This window comes from Kitasatospora sp. NPDC085464 (assembly GCF_044541955.1).
In the GTDB taxonomy this organism is placed as follows: domain Bacteria; phylum Actinomycetota; class Actinomycetes; order Streptomycetales; family Streptomycetaceae; genus Kitasatospora.
Genome location: NZ_JBITTM010000028.1, coordinates 75,584 through 91,560, shown reverse-complemented (window position 1 = coordinate 91,560; position 15,977 = coordinate 75,584). Strand labels below are relative to the sequence as shown.

General features: G+C 71.8%; 12 protein-coding genes and 1 pseudogene. 7 read left to right on the top strand and 6 right to left on the bottom strand.

What is annotated here, in order from left to right; translation table 11 throughout:
- Window positions 1-65: 65 nt before the first annotated feature.
- The 4 genes from ACIGG8_RS24675 to paaK form a co-directional block, all read right to left on the bottom strand.
- Window positions 66-1,334, bottom strand: a complete 1,269-nt coding sequence (locus ACIGG8_RS24675) for a sugar ABC transporter permease (protein ID WP_396550823.1) — start codon at window positions 1,332-1,334, stop codon at window positions 66-68.
- 71 nt (window positions 1,335-1,405) lie between these two features.
- Window positions 1,406-2,185 carry an ATP-binding cassette domain-containing protein gene (locus tag ACIGG8_RS24670; RefSeq protein ID WP_396550742.1) on the bottom strand — a complete coding sequence of 260 codons (780 nt, stop codon included), beginning with the start codon at window positions 2,183-2,185 and terminating at the stop codon, window positions 1,406-1,408.
- A gap of 126 nt (window positions 2,186-2,311) precedes the next feature.
- Complete coding sequence (locus ACIGG8_RS24665) at window positions 2,312-3,436, bottom strand: substrate-binding domain-containing protein (RefSeq protein WP_350525732.1); 1,125 nt, start codon at window positions 3,434-3,436, stop codon at window positions 2,312-2,314.
- A gap of 281 nt (window positions 3,437-3,717) precedes the next feature.
- Window positions 3,718-5,052 (bottom strand): phenylacetate--CoA ligase PaaK, encoded by a 1,335-nt coding sequence (paaK, locus tag ACIGG8_RS24660; RefSeq protein WP_396550740.1) that lies wholly within the window; start codon window positions 5,050-5,052, stop codon window positions 3,718-3,720.
- 371 nt (window positions 5,053-5,423) lie between these two features.
- On the opposite strand from paaK, the gene ACIGG8_RS24655 reads away from it, so the two are divergent.
- The 3 genes from ACIGG8_RS24655 (at window position 5,424) to ACIGG8_RS24645 (ending at window position 8,880) form a co-directional block, all read left to right on the top strand.
- On the top strand, window positions 5,424-6,980 hold the full coding sequence (locus ACIGG8_RS24655) for a hypothetical protein (RefSeq protein WP_396550739.1): 1,557 nt from the start codon (window positions 5,424-5,426) through the stop codon (window positions 6,978-6,980).
- Window positions 6,981-7,085: 105 nt separating this feature from the next.
- Window positions 7,086-7,472: a hypothetical protein gene (locus tag ACIGG8_RS24650; RefSeq protein ID WP_396550737.1), complete on the top strand. Its 387-nt coding sequence runs from the start codon at window positions 7,086-7,088 to the stop codon at window positions 7,470-7,472.
- A 244-nt stretch (window positions 7,473-7,716) separates the two neighbouring features.
- A complete protein-coding gene (locus ACIGG8_RS24645; RefSeq protein ID WP_396550735.1) occupies window positions 7,717-8,880 on the top strand; it encodes an ROK family protein in 1,164 nt (387 codons plus the stop codon).
- A gap of 216 nt (window positions 8,881-9,096) precedes the next feature.
- Here the strand turns inward: ACIGG8_RS24645 and ACIGG8_RS24640 are convergent, their stop codons facing one another.
- Window positions 9,097-9,879: a GntR family transcriptional regulator gene (locus tag ACIGG8_RS24640; protein ID WP_396550733.1), complete on the bottom strand. Its 783-nt coding sequence runs from the start codon at window positions 9,877-9,879 to the stop codon at window positions 9,097-9,099.
- Between the two features lie 333 nt (window positions 9,880-10,212).
- Here ACIGG8_RS24640 and ACIGG8_RS24635 point away from each other — a divergent pair, with 333 nt between their 5' ends.
- From ACIGG8_RS24635 to ACIGG8_RS24625, 3 genes and pseudogenes are all read left to right on the top strand, one after another.
- Window positions 10,213-11,016 carry an exodeoxyribonuclease III gene (locus tag ACIGG8_RS24635; RefSeq protein ID WP_396550731.1) on the top strand — a complete coding sequence of 268 codons (804 nt, stop codon included), beginning with the start codon at window positions 10,213-10,215 and terminating at the stop codon, window positions 11,014-11,016.
- A gap of 235 nt (window positions 11,017-11,251) precedes the next feature.
- Window positions 11,252-11,431: pseudogene (locus ACIGG8_RS24630) on the top strand (hypothetical protein); the annotation flags it as partial.
- 396 nt (window positions 11,432-11,827) lie between these two features.
- The gene (locus ACIGG8_RS24625) at window positions 11,828-12,154 is read left to right on the top strand and encodes a carboxymuconolactone decarboxylase family protein (protein WP_396550729.1); all 327 of its coding nucleotides are present in this window, start codon (window positions 11,828-11,830) and stop codon (window positions 12,152-12,154) included.
- A 507-nt stretch (window positions 12,155-12,661) separates the two neighbouring features.
- Here the strand turns inward: ACIGG8_RS24625 and ACIGG8_RS24620 are convergent.
- Entirely contained in the window at window positions 12,662-14,278 is a 1,617-nt protein-coding gene (locus ACIGG8_RS24620; protein WP_396550727.1) for an MFS transporter, read from the bottom strand.
- 827 nt (window positions 14,279-15,105) lie between these two features.
- On the opposite strand from ACIGG8_RS24620, the gene ACIGG8_RS24615 reads away from it, so the two are divergent.
- Window positions 15,106-15,975: a universal stress protein gene (locus ACIGG8_RS24615; RefSeq protein WP_396550725.1), complete on the top strand. Its 870-nt coding sequence runs from the start codon at window positions 15,106-15,108 to the stop codon at window positions 15,973-15,975.
- Window positions 15,976-15,977 lie beyond the last annotated feature (2 nt).

The window sequence follows — 15,977 nt, the reverse complement described above, 5'->3', positions numbered from 1 at the left end:
CCATGCCCACCATGGACGCCCGCGCGCGGGTGACCGGGCCCGCCGTGGAGCCCGGGTGCGGATGCTCAGGCCCGACCGGCGGCCTTCTGGGTGCGGCGGGCCAGGGAGTCGATCACGACGGCGGCCAGCAGCACCAGGCCGGTGATCATGAACTGGATGGCGTTGCTCAGGCCCTGGATGTTCATCCCGGACTGGATCGAGCCGATCACCAGCGCACCGAGCAGCGCCGACCAGGTCTTGCCGCGTCCGCCGAAGAGGCTGGTGCCGCCGATGACGGCCGCCGCGATGGCGTTCATCAGCAGGTTTCCGCCGCCGGAGGTCTGGCTGGCCGACTGGATCTGCGCGGCCAGGAAGAGGCCGCCGACGGCCGCCATCGTGGAACAGATGGTGAAGACGGTGATCCGGATCCAGGCCACGTTGATGCCCGCGCGCCGGGCGCCCTCGATGTTGCCGCCGAGCGCGAACACCTGGCGGCCGTAGGAGGTGCGGCGCAGCACGAAGTCCAGCACCACGATGAAGATCAGGAAGATCAGCAGCGCGAGGGGCAGCCCCTTGTACTGGTTGAGCGTGTAGGCGGCGAGGAAGGCGACGATCGCCAGCAGGACGGTGCGCAGCACGATGTCGGTCGGCGGGCGGGACGGCACGCCCGCGGCCTGCCGCCGCCGGGCGTCGACCAGCGAGGCGAACAGGAACAGCAGGACACCGACCGCCGCCGCGCCGTAGGCGGCGGCCTGCTGGCCGTAGATGGTGCTGTAGAGCCTGGAGACGATGTCGTTGCCCGGGAGGTTGACGGTGCCGGTGGCGCCGAGGATCTGCAGCATCAGGCCGTTCCAGCCGAGGTTACCGGCGAGGGTGACGACGAAGGCCGGGACGCCGACCTTGGCGAAGAAGACGCCCTGGATGCAGCCGACCACGGCGCCTCCGACGAGGGCCGTGAGCAGCGCCAGCCACTGGTTGACGCCGTTGGTCACGCTCAGGACGGCGTAGATCGCGGCGCACAGGCCGCTGACCGAGCCGACCGAGAGGTCGATCTCGCCGAGCAGCAGCACGAAGACCACACCGATCGCGATCATGCCGGTGCCGACGATCTGCTGGGACAGGTTGGAGAGGTTCTGGGCGGACAGGAAGCTGCTGTTCAGGCTGCCGAACACGGCCCAGATCACGATCAGCGCCAGGACGACGGGCAGCGAGCCGAGTTCACCGCTGCTCAGGCGGCGGCGGAACTCCCCCACGTAGCCCTTGACGCCCTCCTGGCGGACGATCAGCCGGGGGTCGACGGCGGGGGTCGCCCCGGGGGCGACCGGCTCGGGGGCGTTGACGCCGCCGATGGACATGCTGTCCTCGGGCAGCGGGACGTGATGGCGTTCGGGCTCGCCGCCCGGGGGGCTCCCGGGGATGTTCTCGCTCACTCGGAACCCTCCTGGCCCCGGGCCTTCCGGCGGGTCACGGCGTTGTCCGTGGCACCGGTGATGGCCGAGATGATCTCTTCCTGGTTGGTGTAGCGCTTGTCGAAGACGCCGTTGTTGCGGCCGAGGCGCAGCACCGCGACGGTGTCCGCGACGGCCATCACGTCCGCCATGTTGTGGCTGATCAGGATCACGCCGTGGTCCTGCTCGCGCAGCCGCTCGACCAGGTCGAGCACCTGGGCGGTCTGCTCGACGCCGAGGGCCGCGGTGGGTTCGTCCAGCATCACGACCTTGGGCGAGCCGATCAGCGCGCGGGCGATCGCGACGACCTGGCGCTGACCACCGGAGAGCGAGGCGACGGGGATCCGCACGCTGGGGATGCGGATGGAGAGGGTGTCCAGAAGTGCCCGGGAGCGCTTCTCCATCGCGACCTCGTCGAGGATGGTGAAGCGCCGGATCTCGCGGCCGAGGAAGAGGTTCCCGACCACGTCGAGGTTGTCGCAGAGCGCGAGGTCCTGGTAGACCGTCGCGATGCCCAACTGCTGGGCGTCCTGGGGCCGGTGGATGGTCACCGGTCTGCCCTGCCACTCGATGACGCCCTCGTCGGGCTGGTGCACCCCGGCGATGGCCTTGACCAGGGTGGACTTGCCGGCGCCGTTGTCGCCGACCAGGGCCACCACCTCGCCGGCGTGCACCTCCAGTTCGATGTCGGTGAGCGCCTGGACGGCGCCGAACCGTTTGGAGACCCCACGCAGGGCCAGTACGGTCTCACCTGCCACAGTGACCAACTCCCTTGCCCCGCCTCCGTCGTGGAGGCGGGGCCTGATCGGGTTCGAGGGGGGACGTCGGGAGCGCGACGTCGAAGGGGTGACGTCGGACGGGCGACGCCGGGACGGCGAGGCCGGTTACGTGAGGCCGGCGGACTGGCAGGCGGCGGCGTAGTCCGGCGTGCAGATCTGGGCCACGGTGTAGAGGCCGTCCTGGACCACGGTGGTCTTGACGTTGTCCTTGTTGACGACGATCGGCGTGAGCAGGTTGGCGACCGCCTTGTGGTTGCTGCCGTTGGTCGCCGTCGTCGGCGCGATGGAGGCGGAGGGGGTCTGGCCGGCGGCCAGGGCGACGGCCATCTGGGCCGCGGCGTCGGCCTCCGGCTTGAACGGCTTGTAGACGGTCATGGTCTGGGTGCCGATCAGGATCCGCTGGATGGCGTCGAGCTGGGCGTCCTGGCCGGTGAGCGGGGTGTTGATCCCGGCCGCCTTCTGCGCGGTGGCGATACCGGCGGCCATGCCGTCGTTGGCGGAGTAGATGCCGACGACGTTGGCCGGGCCGATCGCGGTGATGCCCGCCGCGGCCTCCTGGTTGGCCAGGTTCGGGTCCCACTGCGGGGTGTCGTACTCCTTGCCGATCTTCAGCTTGCCGTCGATCGCGCTGTGCGCGCCGGCCTTGAAGTCGGCCGCGTTGGGGTCGGTGGGCGAGCCGTTGATCATGATGATCTGGCCGGCGTTGGCCTTGTCGCCCACCGCCGCCACCAGGGCCTGGCCCTGCAGTTGACCGACCTTGTGGTTGTTGAAGGAGACGTACGCGTCGATCGGGCCCTGGGCGAGGCGGTCGTAGGCGAGCACCTTGACGCCGGCGTCGTGGGCCTTCTGGACGGAGGACTGGATCGACTTGGAGTCCACCGGGTCCAGGATCAGCACCTTGCTGCCCTTGGTGAGGGCGGTGTCCACCTGGGTCTGCTGGACCGTCGCGTCCTGGTTGGCGTTGTAGTAGTCGATCTGGGCGTCCGGCGCGAGCTCCTTGATCTTCTGCTCGATCAGCGGGCGGTCGAACTGCTCGTAGCGGGTGGTCTTGGTCTCCGGCAGCAGCAGGGCGATCCGGACGGCCCCCACGGACGCGCTGCCGCTCCCGGCTGCCGCGGTGCCCGAGGAGCCGCCTCCTGACGACTGCTTGGCGCTGCCACAGGACGCCATGCCGAGGCCGAGGGAAACCACGGCGGTGACCGCGAGGACGCGGCGAAGCCCGATGCTCATGAAGATGCCTCTCCGGTTGGGTCCACCCCCTTCTCCTCTCCGAGTCTGGGAAGCATGTGCCGAGCCCACGAATCCGGTGGTCCGAACGGGTAGCCGGGGAGGCGGCTGGACTCGCGCCCGATCGACCGTCTACATTTCTGTAGACGTCGGGGGCGCACGGCATCACCCCCCGGACAGCCGTGCGCCTCCGACCTCTCCGCGTCCCCACAGCCGGGCGTCCCCGTGGCCCGGCGGGTCGCCCTGCTGCCGGGTCAGCCCCGGCGGGTCGCCCTCCTACCGGGTCAGCCCCGCTCGTCCACCACCCGCTTGATCTTCCCGACCGAGCGCTCCAGGGTGTACGGCTCGACCACCTCGACCGCGACCGTCACGCCGATCCCGTCCTTCACCGCGCGGACGATCGCCTCCCGCGCAGCGTCCCGCCCCTCGGCGGGCGCGTCCGGCCGCGCCTCGACCCGGACGGTCATCCGGTCCAGCCGCCCCTCCCGGGTGAGCCGCAGCTGGAAGTGCGGCGCGACGGCCGGGGTGCGCAGCAGGATCTCCTCGATCTGGGTCGGGAAGAGGTTCACCCCGCGCAGGATGATCATGTCGTCGCTGCGGCCGGTGACCTTCTCCATCCGCCGGAAGGCCGGACGCGCGGTGCCGGGCAGCAGACGGCTGAGGTCGCGGGTGCGGTAGCGGATGACGGGCAGCGCCTCCTTGGTGAGCGAGGTGAAGACCAGCTCACCGACCTCGCCCCCGGCCAGCACCTCGTCGGTGAACGGGTCGACGACCTCCGGGTAGAAGTGGTCCTCCCAGATGTGCAGCCCGTCCTTGGTCTCCACGCACTCCTGGGCGACGCCCGGGCCGACCACCTCGGACAGGCCGTAGATGTCGACGGCGTGCAGGTCCAGCCGCTCCTCGATCTCGCGCCGCATCTCCTCCGTCCAGGGCTCGGCGCCGAAGATGCCCACCCTGAGCGAGGTGCCGCGCGGGTCGATGCCCTGCTTCTCGAACTCGTCCAGCAGGGTGAGCAGGTAGGACGGCGTGACCATGATGATCTCGGGCTCGAAGTCCTGGATCAGCTGCACCTGCCGGGCCGTCATGCCGCCGGAGGCGGGGATGACGGTGCAGCCGGCCCGCTCGGCGCCGTAGTGCGCGCCGAGGCCGCCGGTGAACAGGCCGTAGCCGTAGGCGATGTGCACCTTGTGGCCGGGCCGGCCGCCGGCCGCTCGGATCGACCGGGCGACCACGTCGGCCCACATGGAGAGGTCGTTCTCGGTGTAGCCGACCACGGTCGGCCGGCCGGTGGTGCCGCTGGAGGCGTGGATCCGGCGGACCTGCTCCATCGGGACGGCGAACATGCCGAACGGGTAGCCCTCGCGCAGGTCGGCCTTGGTGGTGAAGGGGAAGCGGGCGAGGTCCGCCAGCGTGCGGCAGTCCTCGGGGTGCACCCCGGCCGCGTCGAACTTGCGGCGGTAGAGCTCGACGTTGTCGTACGCGTGCCGCAGGGTGGCCCGCAGCCGGGTGAGCTGGTGGGCGCGCAGCTCGTCCACGCCCATCCGCTCGCCGGCATCCAGGAACCCGGGCGGGATCGGCTCGCCGAGGTGTCGGCGCGGGACGGGTGCGGTGCCGCCCATCGTCGCTCCTTCGCTGATCGGCAGCCCCGGAGCCGTCGCCCTGCCGATCCGGGCCGCCGAGCGATCCGGGATCACCGACCGGTCCGGAGGTGCCGGACCGGTCCGGGATCGCCCGACCCGGGGATGCCTACCGGTCGTTCGGCCAGGCGTCGCAGTCAGGGCCAGTAATCCAGTACCCGAACCGACTGTCAAGGGATCACGCAGCACTTCCGGAATGCGAAGTTCCGACGCCTTCGCGCCGACTTCGCCCCACCCCCTTGGCTGGCCGATATGAAAATCATTACCGAAGTTTGACCCATGGGCGCCCTTCCCCGCCCCGGCCGCATGGTTCAGTAGTTCGGTTTCTCCCCCGCACCCCGAAAGTGATCACCGTGCCCACCACTCCTGCCCTGGTCAGCGCGCTGCGCGAGCTCGGCGACCGGCCCGCCGTCGTCGCCGACGGACGCGCGATCAGCGGCATCGGCCTGCTGCTCGGCGTCTCCCCGCCGGGCGGCCTGCCACGGGCGCTCGCCCAGCGCGTCGCCGAGCACGCCGCACTGGCACCCTCCGCCGCCCGCGCCGCCGAACAGCGGCTGCGCTACTGGGCCGGCGTCCTCGGCCCGCCGCCCATCCGCCACACCCTGCTGCACCCCGTCACCGACCTCGCCGTCGACCTCGCCCTCGCCACCCTGCTCGCCGGCGGCACCGTCCACTGCGGCGACCCCGAGCAGCCGCCGGAGGACCAGCTCGCCGCCGTCGCCGCCAACCGCACCACCCACCTCAGCCTGCCCTCCGCCCTGCTCTGGCGCCTCAGCCGACTGCCCGGCCCCGCCGCCCGGGACGTGAACCTCGACGCACTGCGCCTCGTCCTGCACGTCGGCCCCGAACCCCGCCAGGAGGACGTGTACGCCGCCGTGGACGCGCTCGGCGCCGTCCTCGCCCACGTCCGCGCCCCGGACAGCAACGCCGAAGCCGCCGACCGCCGGCTGCGTGCCGCCACCGACGCGGCCACCGCCGCCGCCTGGAAGCACAGCATCGGCATCACCGCCGAACAGGTCCGCGAGTTCGGCACCCACCTCGACCGGGCCGTCCTCCACGCCCTGCTGCTCACCCTCCAGCAGGCCGGCGTCCTCACCGACCCCGAACGCGGCCACCCCGAGGCCGAACTGCTGGCCACAGCCATGGTCACCCCCGCCCAACGCCCCCGGGTCTCCCGCTGGCTCGACGCGCTCGCCCGGCACGGCCTGATCACCCGTCACGACGGCGGCGCCCAGGGCGCGGTCTACCGCGGCGGCCCCGGACTCACCGCCGCCGAGGTCCGGGAGACCTGGCGACCGGTCGTCGAGACCTGGGCCGACGGGCTCGGCCCCGCCGCCGCCCTGGACCGGGTACGGCGCGGCGCCCTGCGACTGCCCCGGCTGATCAGCGGCGAGGAACCACCCCGCCCGGCCACCGCCCCGGTCCGCCGGGCCGCCGCCCGCGGCTACCTCGCCACCGCACTCGGCACCCTGGTCCGCGGCACCGCCGAAGCCCACGCCGGCCCGGCGCCGCTGCGCGTCCTCGAACTCGCCCTCGACCTGGACGGCGCCGAGACGGTCGTCGCCCGCGCCCTCGCCGCCCGGCCCCGGCCCGACGCCGAACACCACGTCACCCCCGACGGCGGCCGCTACGACGTCGTCGTCGCCGGCGCGACCCGGCCGCCGGAGGACGAAGTCCCGGCGCTGGTCCGCCTGCTCGCGCCCGGCGGCCGGCTCCTGCTGCTCGCGCCCACCGCCGAACACCTCGACCTGCTGATCACCGGCGACCCGCAGGCCGCCACCGCCCGACCGGCGGAGCACTGGCAGACGGCCCTCACGGCGGCCGGCTGCCCGACCGTCCGCGCACTGCCGGAGGACGGGCACCTGATGGGGCTGCTGGGGCAGCGGCTGTTCGTGGCCCGGGTGGACTGAGCGCCTGTGAAGTGAACGCCTGCGGACCGAGCGCCAGTGGACCGAGTGCGGACGGGTGGGTGACGGCGGGGCGCGCCCGCGGTGTCGCGGCTACAGTCAGGACTCATGACGGCTTCCGCTCGCCCGGCCCGGCCCGCCCGCGACCCGCTCCGGTCCGTTGATTCCGTCCGGTCCGTCGGCTCGATCGGCTCCATCGGCTCGGCCGGATCCGTCGGCTCGATCGGTTCCCTCGGATCGATCGGCTCCATCGGCTCTCTCGGTTCCATCGGGTCCCTCGGCTCCATCGGCTCGATCGGGTCGGGGTTGTCGATCGGCTCCGTCGGGTCGGTCCTCTCCATCGGCTCCGTCGGCTCGGTGCTGTCGATCGGCGCCATCGGGTCCGTCCTCGGGTCCGTCTTCGGCTCGGTCCTCCGCTCGCGGCTCCCGACGCGTTCCCGCTGGTCGGCGCGGTCCCGGCGGGCCGGGCGCGGGCCGTCCTCGGCGGGCCGCTGAACCCGGCGTCACACACCGCCACCCGATCCGTACCATTTCGATACCGAAGCCTGGGTGAGCTGCGAGGATCCTCGCCGCCCGGGCCGCTCCCCCGGTAGGCTCCGCTTGTCCTCCGGCCCCCGCGCAGGCGGCCCCCTGCCGCCGTGCCGCGTTCCGGGGACACACCCCCGCGGGCCATTCGGTGGGCACCGCGCACTCGACACCGCGCGCCAGGGCAGTCGCGCGAACGGCGAAGGGCATCGCATTGGCGGATCGGCTCACCGGAGGAGACTCCTCGCTGCTGCGGCGGATCAACGCGGCGGTCACGCTCCGGGCGCTGCGGAACGGCCACTCCGTGACCCTCACTCAGCTCGTCGGCGAGACCGGGCTGTCGCGGCCGACCGTCGAGGGCGTGATCGAGGGTCTGGTCGAGACCGGACTGGTCGCCGAGGTCGAGCAGCCCAGGGAGGACGGCCAGCCCGGCACCGGCCGCCGCGGCCGCCCGGCCCGCTGGTTCCGCTTCCGCGCCGAGGCCGGGCACATCCTCGGCATCGAGATCGGCGTGCACGACGTCCGGGTCATCCTGGCCGACCTCACCGGCGAGGTGGTGGGCAGTCACTTCAAGCCGGTCGACGAGACCCTGGAGGCCGAGGACCGGCTCACCGCCGTCCGCACCGCCGTCGCCGAGGTGCTGCGCAAGGCCGGCATCTCCCGCGACAACCTCTGGGCCGTCGGCATCGGCACCCCCGGCATCGTGGACCGCGAGGGCACCGTCCGGCTCGGCACCGCCATGCCCGGCTGGACCGGCCTCGACCTCGGCGCGCGGCTGCGGCGCTCCTTCCGCTGCCCGGTCCTGATCGAGAACGACGCCAATCTCGCCGCCATCGCCGAGCACTGGCAGGGCGCGGCGCTCGGCGCCGACGACGTCGTCTTCGTCATGGCCGGCCTGAGCCCGGGCGCCGGCTCCCTCATCAACGGCAGGCTGCACCGCGGCTTCGGCGGCGCGGCCGGCGAGATCGGCGCCCTGCACCTGCTCGGCCAGGAGGTCACCCCCGAGCGCCTGCTGTCCACCACCGGCAAGCCGCTCAACCCGCTGGACGAAGCCGCCGTCGCCCGCGTCCTGCGGCTGGCCCGGGAGGGCGACGAGGTCGCGAAGGTCGCCATGGACCGCTTCCTCACCCGCCTCGTCCAGGGCGTCGCCGCGCTCGTCCTGGCCATCGACCCGCAGCTGGTGGTCATCGGCGGCTGGGCGGCCGGCCTCGACGGCGTCCTGGACCCCCTGCGCGAGCGGCTCGCCCAGTTCACGCTGCGCGCCCCGGAGGTCGCTCTGGCCGCCCTCGGCTCGGAGGTCGTGGCGATGGGCGCCCTGCGCGTCGCCCTCGACCACGTCGAGGAGCAGCTCTTCGCCGTGGACCCGCCCCGGGCCTGATGCCCACCGGGGGCGTCCGCGCGCTCGGCCCCGGACGTGCCCGAACGGCAGAGGCCCGGACGGCAGAGGCCCCGACGGCAGAGGCCCGGACGCCGGTCGGCGTCCGGGCCTCGACCTGAGGGTTTCCGGCAGATGGTTCAGGGGTGCGCCTCTTGAGGTGGGACCTCGTCCTGAGGTGGGACCTCGTCCTGAGGTGGGACCTCGGCAGGCGCTGCCTCAGGAGGCGCTACGGACCTCGGTGGTCGCGGCGGCCGGGGAGACCGGGGTGACCTCGACCAGTCCGGCCTCGCCGAAGGTCAGCTTGCAGGTGTCCGCCCGGTAGGTGGAGACGGCCACCGCGACGAGGCGGCCGGCCGAGCCGTACTGGGTGGTCATGACCAGGACCGGGGAGCCGGGCGGACGCTCCAGCAGCGCGGCCTCCTCGGCCTCGGCGACGCCGAGCTCGACCGAGCGGGACTCGCCGTCGACCTCCAGGCGCTCCAGCTGGCGCAGCACCGAACGGGCGCGGTCGCTCTCGGCACGGAAGCCGGGCAGGTGCGGCAGGGCGGCGGCCGGGACGTGCAGCGACTCGGTGGCCATCGCGCGGCCCTCCACCATGCGGACCCGGCGGACGGTGTGCGCGGTGGCGCCCTCGGCGATGCCGAGGCTCTTGGCCAGCTGTGGGGTGGCGGGGGCGGTGGTGCAGTCGATCGTCCGCCAGGACTGGCTGCGGGCGGCGCCGGGCCAGCCCTCGTCCTGCCGGCTGACCGGGACGCCGACCCGGGGGGCGGCGATCAGGGTGCCGATGCCCCGGCGGCGCACCAGACGGCCCTCCAGCTCCAGCTGGTCGAGCGCCTGGCGCAGCGTGGCCCGCGCCACGCCGAAGCGGGCGGAGAGCTCGCGCTCGTTGGGCAGGATCTGCCCGGTGGAGAACTCCGAGTCGATGGCCCGCAGCAGCACCGTACGCAGGTGCCAGTACTTCGGCTCCGGCACCGCCGAGAGCTGTCCGGTAGTCCCCACCGCGTCCTCCACCTGTTTGTTCTGTCCGCCCTGCGACAAGAAGGGCGGATCCGGGCCCGCTGCCCGCTGTTGCGGCAGGTGGGAGAGCGAGCCTTTATCCGTCCTTCTTTATTAAAGGTCCTTGCAGTAAGCGACCCTAGGGGCTCGTTCCGGAGATGGTCAAGACCAATGGCGCGGCTTGATGCGACTGTCGCACATATTCATGCCGCGTTCACGACAGCTCATGTCAGCCACTGCCACAGCCGCCCCGTACCGCACTGCGGACCACCGCGCACCCCCGACCGCCGCGCGTCACGATTCGGGTCGGGTACACCCAGTCGGTAGGCTGCCCGGGTGATCGTGGTGACGAGTGTGAACGTGAACGGAATCCGGGCGGCGGCCAAGAAGGGCTTCGTCGAATGGCTGGCCGGCACCGAGGCGGACGTCATCTGCCTGCAGGAGGTGCGCTCCGAACCCGAGCAGCTGCCCGTGGAGCTGCGCGACCTCGACGGCTGGCACGCCGTCTGGGCCCCCTCCGTCGCCAAGGGCCGCGCCGGCGTCGCCGTCCTTTCCCGGACGGAGCCGCAGCGCACCGCGATCGGATTCGGATCGGCCGAATTCGACAATTCGGGCAGGTACCTCGAAATCGACCTCCCCGGCCTCACCGTCGCCAGCCTCTACCTCCCCTCCGGCGAAGTCGGCACCGAACGCCAGGACGAGAAGGAACGCTTCATGGCGGAATTCCTCGTCCACCTCACCGCCCTGCGCACCCGCGCCGCCGCCGACGGCCGCGAGGTCGTCGTCTGCGGCGACTGGAACATCGCGCACCGCCCCGAGGACCTCAAGAACTGGAAGGCCAACCAGAAGTCCGCCGGCTTCCTCCCCGAGGAACGCGCCTGGCTCTCCCGCGTCTACGACGAAGCCGGCTACGTCGACGTCGTCCGCGCCCTCCACCCCGACCGCACCGGCCCCTACACCTGGTGGTCCTACCGCGGCCGCGCCTTCGACAACGACTCCGGCTGGCGGATCGACTTGGTTTGTACAACGGAGGGTATCGCACGCCGCTGCACCGAGGCGTACGTGGAGCGCCCGGCCTCCCATGCCGAGCGCTGGTCCGACCACGCCCCCGTGACGGCGGTCTTCGACCACACGTCTTAGCCGGAGGATCCAGACCCCTGCCGCTCGGCCGCGCGCAGCAAGGGATCGTCTGGTGCAGATACTCACGAAGACGCCCTACCCGCCCCAGCAAGCAAGAGCAGCCGGCAGGCAGATGAGCGGGAGCCGGCGGCCCAGCACGGGGGAGAGGGGTGGCGCGCTGCCTTGTCGGGTCGCCTGCCGCGTGGAGGGACCCGTCAGGTTGTCGTCCCGCCCCTGGCGAATCGGATGCAGTGGGGCAAGTGGCGCCATGTGGGCACGTGCCGTCGGAGTCGCCGTCGCAGGCCTGGCCATGATCGCCAACTTCCTGTGGCTGCCGTACTACCCGGTCTGGGCCATCGTATTGATCGCCGTCGATATCGCGATCATCTGGGCACTGTGCGTCGGAACAACGAGGAAGGACTGGATGTCTGACTGAGTGACCATCCGATGGGGACTCTTCCGGTGATCGCCTCGGGGGACGGTCACCGCATGGCATCGGGTCGGACGCGATCGGGCAGGCGCCCGGTAGAGGGTGAGGGGGGCGGCCGTATTGACGAGAGCGATCCAGCTGTCCGCGGCGCTGGCATCCTCTCTCCGTCCTCTCCGCCGCAGAAGTCCAGGCTTTGCCCCGCGTGTCAAAGCCACTGGCACGCGGCCGAAGCGGAGATGGTGACGCCGAGTGTTCACCTGGACGGCCTGATTGCGCTGCGATCACCCCTGTCGGTTTCTAGGGTCCGAACGCAGGGGCTCCACGTCCCCCGCCTACCTGGCGCGCATTCGCCGCCGATCTGGCGGCCGCAGAGGTGCCGCTTCCCCATTCGAGGAGAGTCACGTGACCACTTCATCCGACACCCCCGTCCTTGACACGCTCGCCGCCATGACGATGGACTCGCTCGATCGCTGCGGCCTCCCGCAGGACATGCTCATCCTCACCCGCATCGCGGCCCTCACCGCCATGGACGCCCCTCCGGTGTCCTACCTCGCGCACATCGAGCCCGCGATGAAGGCCGGCCTCACGGCTGACAAGCTGCAGGACGTCCTGGTCGCCGTCGCCCCCATCGTCGGGACCGCCCGCGTCATGTCCGCCGCTGGACACATTGCCGAAGCGCTAGGGATCGCCATCGCCGTCGCCGACGAGAGCATGCCGAACCAGGCGTAGGTCCGCGGCCGCTCGGCGCCCGGCACGCCGCCTGTACGCCCTGCCGGCTGCCGAGCCGCTGCGGACACTGGCGCGAATCAGGCGCGGCGCCACCCGAACGTCGGCGAGAGTGCGCACGCCGACCATGAGTACACGTCCGGATGGTGACCGATCGTCTCTCACCGTAGGCGACGGCAGGACGGTTGTGTGGTCAAGCATCGTTCGGTCCCGGGCAGGCCCACGACCGCGGGAGCGACCGGGCAACGACGTCGGCGAGGATCGCCGCGAGGTGGCGCTCCTCAACCGGCCTCCCTGCCGACCGGAATCCGCGCGAAGATGTCACCCGGCAGACGGCCGGTCGGTACCGTCGCCCGGTCGCCCCCGTCGTCGCTTCGGCGAGGGGCATGCCGTCCACCTGGGTTGCGTCGGAAGGCTGCCCTGCCCGCGTTGCTCGTCACCACTGGCGCGCCGGCGTGTGCGACGCGACGCCGGGCAGCGTCGCGGATGTCGAATGCGGTCTGACCCGCGCTACGCCCTCTCCGAGCGGGGCTGGGTGGCCGGGATCCGGCCGGTGAAGAACAGCGCGAGGAGTGCGCTGAGGGCGAGAATGGCGAGCGCTGCGCGCAGGCCGTCGAGTCTCGCTGCGGCGTTCGCGTCGAGCGCTGCCTGGGTGATCTCCGGGCTGGTGCCTGCCTCCTCGAGTGCTGTCTTGACCTGAGCGTCCGACAGGAAGGGAACACCGCTCTGGAGTTCGACGCTCGCCTGTTTCGTGGTCTCGGCCGGGACCGCCGGGTTCTGCTCGATGGTGGTCAGGAACGAGGTGGTCAGTGCGGCGATCAGGATCGATCCGGCGAGTGCCGTACCGATCGAGGCGCCGAGGTTGGTGACGGCGTTCTGGACGCCTCCCACCTCGGCGCTCTGCTCGTCCGGTACGGCGGACACGGTGACCGATCCGAGCTGGGAAGCGAGTGCGCCCATGCCGAGCCCGACGAGCAGCAGGGGAAAGGTGACGACTTCCGCGCCCGCGTCCGCGTCCAGGGCGGCCATCAACGTCACCGTACCGGCCAGCAGGGCAAGGATTCCGAGCCGTACCACCCGCCGGGGCGACACGTCGGGAAGCAGTTTGGGGATCAGGACCGCGGCCGCGAGCAGGGTCAGCGACAGGGGCAGGAGGCGGGCGCCGGTTTCGAGTGCGGACAGGCCCAGGGCGACCGACAGGTAGAGCGGGACGACGAAGAACACGCCCATCTGCACGAGGTACTGGAAGAAGAACATCGTCAGACCACCGGTGAGCCCCCGGTTCTGAAGGAGCGCCGGCTCCACGAGCGGCTCCTTGTGCTGGGCCACGAGGCGGGCCTCCCAGCGCAGGAAAAGCCAGACCAGCAGGATACCGAGGAGCATCAGCCAGACGACCAGCGAGATGCCGAACACAGCAGGTGCGTCAGGCTTCGGCTGGAACCAGCCCCACTCGTCGGAGCGCAGGACGCCGTAGACGAAGGACCCGAGCCCGAGGGCGGAAAGTACGGTGCCGAATCGATCGATGCGGTGCCGCTCGTCGACCGGGGCGTCCGCAACGCGGCGGGCGAGCAGCAGGATGCAGAGCACGAGCACGACCTCGCCGGCGAACACCCAGCGCCAGGAGAAGTACGTCGTGGCGACTCCCCCGATGAGCGGTCCGACCGCGATCGCGATGGCGCCTGCGGCGGCGACGAGCCCGTAGGCGGCAGGCCGGCGTTCGGTGACGAAGTTGCCGGCAACGAGGGCGACGATCGCCGGCAGGATGAGCGACGCCCCGATCCCTTCGAGGAACGACCAGCCGATCAGGAGAACGGTGAGGTTCGGGGCGAGCGCCGTGGTCAGGGACCCGCAGCCGTAGACGACGCAGCCGATCAGGAACGCCCGCTTGCGGCCGATGATCGCGCCGACCTTGCCGCCCGGGATCATGAACATCGCCATCACGAGCGTATAGGCCGTGATTGCCCCTTGGACCCCCGTCACGGTCGTGCCCAGGTCCTCGGCCACCGTCGCGATCGAGACGTTCATGACGGAGCTGTCGAGCGCCATCAGGAACTGTCCGGCGGCGAGCGTCAGCAGGACAAGTCTTGCCTTGGCCGATTTCTCCGCGGCGCCTGCCTGAGGTGTCATGGTCGTATCGTCGCAGCGCCCCGGCAAAACACTTCGGGACCCGCCGCAGGGTTCAGCCGGTCGGCGGCGTACCGCGTGGCTGTCGGCTCCGCAGCTGCCGTCGACATCCTCCGCGGGCGGCCGAGAGCCAGCGCCGCGGTCTCCCGCCAGTCGTGGCGTGGTCTGCTCTTCGGTGATCTGGGCCGGTTCCTGGGGGCCCGGCCGCGCGGTGCGCCCTTGCGGATGCTACAGGTGACGGGGGTGGTCAGCTGCAGTGCCTCGCCGTCGACTGCGACCGGGACGCTGTCCGCGTTGGAGTTGGCTGTGATGCGCGGGAATGTCAGCCCGTTCAGTCCCGAGGCCTGGCTACCGCGCAGGGTCAGGCCGGCGACCTGAGCCGCGTTTGCCACGCGAACCCCGACGACACCAACATGCCGAGGTCCAGCCGGGGCCTGCGCCCACCCGGGGCCATCGGCCGGGGGTGGCGTACGGGTTGTTGCTGACCAGCAGAGCCTGTTGGGCCTCCAGCCGGGTGCCGTCCACCACCGCCTCGAGGGGATGGCCGGCATACCCGGGCAGGAGGTCGGGCAGCGCCCGAAGCGCCGATTCCGTCTTGGCGTCGCGATATTCGGGGCTTTGCACGATCTGCGCGTAGACCCCGGACGACACCATGTTCACAAGGCGTGGCTCCCCTCCATGCTGCGGCGCGAGCCAGGGGCGGGCCGAGAGGCAGGTGGCCCCGTGGGCCTGTCGGCCCTCGCGGCCGATCGCTGCGGGACTTACGGTGCCGGTATGGGCACGGTGGCCGTCCACGGCTCGCCGACCCCGCATACGGGTGGAGGAGAGCCATGACGTCCGTCAGCGAACGCCGTCCGATCGTGTTCGGCGTAGACGCCCTCGAACCCGAGCCCATGGCCGTGGCCTGGGCCGCCGACGAGGCCGACCGGCGCGGCCTGCCCCTACGACTGCTGCACGCCGTACCGCCGGTCATTCACGACCTGCGCGGCTTCGAGGAGGACCGCTACCACAAGGCACTGCGCGAGCGCGGCGACGCCGCCCTCGACAGGGCCGTCGGCCTCGCCCGCGCGCGCCGCCCGGAGCTGGAACTGGCCACCGTCGTCGCGGACGGCAATGCGGCGCAGGTGCTGTGCCGGGAGTCCGCTCATGCCGAGCTCGTCGTCCTCGGCTCACGCCGGATGAACCGGCTCGAGGAGCTGCTCAGCGCCTTCTCTGTGACCGTCCCGGTGAGCGCCCAGGCGCACTGCCCGGTGGTCGTGGTGCGCGAACCGGAGCACGTCACCCAGGACCCGCCCTACGTGGTGGTCGGGGTCGACGGCAGTGAATCGTCCGCTGCTGCCGTCGATGTCGCCTTCGACCTCGCGGCCCGGCGCGGAGCCGCGCTGCGCGCCGTGTGGGTGTGGCAGTCGCAATTGATCGCCCACTTCGACGAGCACGCGGCCGTCCAGACGCTGCGGCGGCTGCTCGCCGAGACCACGGCCGGGCGGACCATGGCCTTTCCCGACCTGAAGCTCACCCACGAGGTGATCCGCGGTCATCCGGTCGAGGAGCTGGCCAAGGCTTCAAGACACGCCCTCGCCGTCGTAGTGGGGCGACGCGGCCGCGGCGGGTTCACCGGTATGCGGCTCGGCTCCGTCCCGCACGGGCTGCTGCACCGCTCCCCCTGCCCGGTCGTCACGGTCCCCCACCTCCCGGCCTGACC